Origin of the sequence: Candidatus Synechococcus spongiarum SH4 (assembly GCF_000586015.1) — a bacterium.
In the GTDB taxonomy this organism is placed as follows: domain Bacteria; phylum Cyanobacteriota; class Cyanobacteriia; order PCC-6307; family Cyanobiaceae; genus Synechococcus_B; species Synechococcus_B spongiarum_F.
Map to the genome: position 1 here is coordinate 1 of NZ_JENA01000161.1, position 3,872 is coordinate 3,872.

3 protein-coding genes are annotated in these 3,872 nt (G+C 65.0%); 1 reads left to right on the forward strand and 2 read right to left on the reverse strand.

From position 1 onward, the window contains the following. Window positions 1-575: 575 nt before the first annotated feature. Both BG35_RS0107435 and BG35_RS0107440 read right to left on the reverse strand, forming a co-directional pair. The gene (locus BG35_RS0107435) at window positions 576-989 is read right to left on the reverse strand and encodes a phage holin family protein (RefSeq protein ID WP_025782333.1); all 414 of its coding nucleotides are present in this window, start codon (window positions 987-989) and stop codon (window positions 576-578) included. Continuing rightward, window positions 989-1,474 carry a hypothetical protein gene (locus BG35_RS0107440; protein WP_025782334.1) on the reverse strand — a complete coding sequence of 162 codons (486 nt, stop codon included), beginning with the start codon at window positions 1,472-1,474 and terminating at the stop codon, window positions 989-991. The genes BG35_RS0107435 and BG35_RS0107440 overlap by 1 nt, the downstream gene beginning before the upstream one ends. A 99-nt stretch (window positions 1,475-1,573) precedes the next feature. On the opposite strand from BG35_RS0107440, the gene BG35_RS0107445 reads away from it, so the two are divergent. After that, on the forward strand, window positions 1,574-3,872 hold a 2,299-nt coding region (locus BG35_RS0107445; protein ID WP_025782335.1), incomplete at its 3' end, for an SMC hinge domain-related protein.

Below are 3,872 nucleotides of genomic sequence, written 5' to 3' on the forward strand. Positions count from 1 at the left end.
GGATCTGGATAAGGGTACCCGGAAAAGCCGTCGTTTCCCCACCTGTAAAGGGCTACCGGCACTTGAAAACCCCTGCCGCCACTGGCTTTTCTGGTGAGAGGGCATCCCCGTGGGGAAGGACGAGTCAGGCGCTAGCTGCGTTTGGGCGCTCCCCGCCACAAGGATCCGGAAGGGGCGCCTGCTCCGCTGGCAGGCTGGTCGCCAACTCCCGTACCGTGGCACCGCTTCCCATGGTCTTGGCCCCTGAAAAGAGCCAGTGGCATGGTGTGGGATTCAGAAGAGAGAGGGGCCTCTCAGCCCCCATGGGTCATTTTGCTGATAAGGCTGACCTCACCCCATCTCCTTTGGGCTCAGGCGGCAACAGGGGCGGCCTGGCGGGAGAAACGAACGATGTTGTTCGCTGTTACGAAGTTGCTCTGACCGAGCAGGCTTCAGTCACCCTCCTCATGCCCCGTCGAAACCATTGCAGCCCCATGGAGAATGGAGCTGAGCGGAATCGAACCGCTGTCCGAAACATCGGTGTGAGCCACCTAGTTCACGGCTGTGAACCCTTTCACCCTAGCACAGGCAACAGGTCATTGCCCCACAATCAGACGGGTGGCTTTGGCGAGTCCCGCCCTGGTTTTCACCAGGTAAGGTCCCCGCAGCAGCACCCCACCCACCCGCAGGACGATCCCGGCCAGGAAAAGATCCAGCGCACCCATGGCCAGCAGGGCGGGAACGAGACCCCAGCCCAGGCCGCGCACCAGCCAGATCAAGAGGGCGCCGCTGGCCAGCAGAAAGCTGGTGGTCAGCAGCCCCAGCCCCATGCCCAGCAGCAACACCCCGCCAATGAGACGGCGCCGTTCCCGGCTCGCCTCCTGCAGGGCCATCCGCATATGCACGTCCAGTAAGCTGGCCAGCAGCACCGCCATGCGCTCGAAGGGATGCCGTGAACCACGGCCCTGGTTCCAGCTTGCCGGGCCGGGTGGAGGGGATGGGGCCGCCATCACTGTTGCCGCCGGCTGCCGCCCAGCAGAAGCCCCGTGACAAAGCCCGCAAGGATGGCCACGGAAAGGCTCAACAGAGGCTGTTGCCGGATCTTGCGCTTCAGGCGGGGCGCCAGATCCCGCCGCAACTCCTCCATGAGGGTGTCCAGTTGTTCTTCCAGGGGATGAAGCGCCTCCTCCCATGTCCTGGGCCGCTCTCTGATGCGTCCCAGGTGGTCAACCAGTTCCAGAAGCTGGGCTCGAATGATGGTGCGGGTGTGGGAGGTCTGGCTGGCAATGAGTTGCACCAGCTCCTCCAGGCTGCCGCGGGTGGCCTCCCAGCGTTCCCGGGCAATCTCGGGCCATTCCTGTTGCAGAAGGGGCAACAGGGACTGGAAATGGTCCCCCAGGGGATCCCCCTGGCCCTCTCCCGCTGCGGCGCCATCCTCCCGGGACCGAGTAGGGGGAGACGGTTGGTCGGAATGGTCGTTTGCAGGTGACGACATTGACCTGGGCAGGATGATCACAGCTTAATCCCCGCAGCGGGGGAGCCTTGAGGTTTCCCGGTGTTTCCCTTATGGTTTCCCTGATAGTGGGCTTGGGGATTGGTTTACGTTCAGCAGGTTAAAATTAGCCGTTTCAAGTCCTTTGGCGGCAGCGTCGAGGTTCCGCTGAATCCGGGATTTACTGTCATCACCGGACCCAACGGTTCTGGCAAAAGCAACATTATTGACGGCATTCTCTTCTGCCTGGGGCTGGCCTCCAGCCGCGGGATGCGGGCGGAGCGCCTGCCTGACTTGATTAACCACCGCATGGTGCGCCAGGGCAAGGCCGCTGAAGCCTCCGTCAGCGTCACCTTTTCCCTCCCTGACTGGCAGCCCCCTGACGATGTTGAACCCGACGCCATGGAGGGCGCCGGGCCATGGATTCACCCGAGCCAGCAACAGGTGGTGATCTCCCGCCGCATTCGCGTGGCCCCCGGCGGCGCCTACAGCAGCATCTATTCCATTGGGGCGGAGTCCTGCAGCCTGAGCCAGTTGCAGGTTCAGTTGCGGCGCCTCCGCATCGACCCCACCGGCAGCAACGTGGTGATGCAAGGGGACGTCACCCGCATCGTGTCCATGGGTGGCCGAGAGCGCCGGGAAATCATTGACGAATTGGCGGGGGTGGCGTTGTTTGATCAGCGCATTGAGCAGTGCCGCGCCAAGCTCGCCAACGTGCGGGAGCATGAAGAGCGTTGCCGCATTGTGGAGGCGGAACTTCAGAACAGCCGCCAGCGGTTGGAGAAGGACTGCAAGAGGGCGCGCCGTTACCGGCAGTTGCGTGACCAGTTGCGCCAATCGCGCCACCAGGAATTGGTGTTGCTGTGGGAGAAGTCCTGTCGGCAGCGGGACGACCTGGCGGCCCGTCAAGCCCGGAATCAGCAGGAACAACAGGCCCTGGGCGCCAGACGGGAGCAGTGGATCGAAGAGCACCGTGGGAAGATCCGGCAGTTGCAGGACATCCAGGACCAGGTGAAGGCCCTTGGAGAAGACCGACTGTTGTCGGTGCAGGCGGAGTTGGCCGGGCTCCAGGGTCGGGAGCGGGAACTGCAGCGCACCCTGCAGAGCCAGGACCAGGTAGGCGTGGAGCAACGTCAACATGACTGGCGCGGCCGCTGTGGCCGGTTGCAGGCCGCAGGAGAAGCGCTGGCCGCCGCCGACCCCGCTGCTCAACTGGAGGCTGTGAACGCCCGCTGCTCACATACGGAGCAGGCTGTGGAGCAACAACGCCGGCAACTGGGGGAGTTGGCGGATCGTTCCGGAAGCTGGCTCCGGGTCTATCAGCAGCGGCAGCAGGCCATGGCGGCATTGCGGGCCGACATCCAGCCCTTGCGGGCCGAACAACTCCGGCTTCAGGAGCGGCTCAAGCAGGAGGAGCAGCAACTGAGGGACTGGCGTGAGAAGCAGGGGCAAGCAGAAGCCGATCACCGGCAGAGTCAGGACAAGCTGGATGACCTGGCCACCCGGAAGGCCCAACTCCAGCAGGAGGTGGAAACACTCCGGACAGGGTGCAACGAAGGCGGCGGCGCCCTGGGGCTGTTGCAGCGCCGCCGCCAGCGGTTGGAACGGGATCAGGTGAAACTGGAGCAGGACCTGGCCAAGCTGGAAAGCCGCCGTGAAGCACTGCAGGAAAGCCGCGGCGCTGCCGCGCTGCGCTTGATTCTGGAGAGTGGGCTGCCGGGTGTCCACGGCCCTGTGGCCAAGCTGGGGGAGGTGGACCCGCCCCATCGCCTGGCGCTGGAGGTGGCGGCAGGCGCCCGTCTCAACCACGTGGTTGTGGATGACGACCAGATTGCCGCCCAGGCCATCGGGCTTCTCAAACATCACCGGGCCGGCCGCCTCACCTTCCTGCCTCTCAATCGATTGCGGGCGCCGGCAACGCCGGCCCCCATGACCCGGGCCGGCCGGCGGTTCCAGGGCTTGGTGGACCGGGCTGTGGCCCTGGTGCGCTTCGAACCCGTCTATGGGCAGGTGTTTGCCCATGTGTTGGGGGAGACCCTGGTGTTCGAGACCCTGAATCAGGCGCGCCGTCTTCTGGGGCAGCACCGCTGCGTGACCCTGGAGGGGGAGTTGCTGGAGCGCAGCGGCGCCATGACGGGTGGCAGCCTGCAGCGCCGCCAGGACCGCCTCGGTTTCAGCCACGGCGAACAGGCCGATGAGGGGGAGCCCCTCCGACAACGGCTCCTGGAGTTGGGATCCCATCTGAGCGCCTGTCGGCGGGAAGCGGCCCAACAGAGCCAGGCCCTGGATGCTCTACAGACGCGGTTGACAGACGCCAGTTGCCGCTTGGCGGCTGTGGATGCAGAGCAGGGAAGCGTACTGGCCCAGCACCAGACACTGGCCGGCGCCATCCGCCAGCAAC

Bases quoted from the DNA above. Each gene is read 5' to 3' on its own strand.
- BG35_RS0107435 (WP_025782333.1), bottom strand. From the start codon at position 989: ATGGCGGCCCCATCCCCTCCACCCGGCCCGGCAAGCTGGAACCAGGGC.
- BG35_RS0107440 (WP_025782334.1), bottom strand. From the start codon at position 1,474: ATGTCGTCACCTGCAAACGACCATTCCGACCAACCGTCTCCCCCTACT.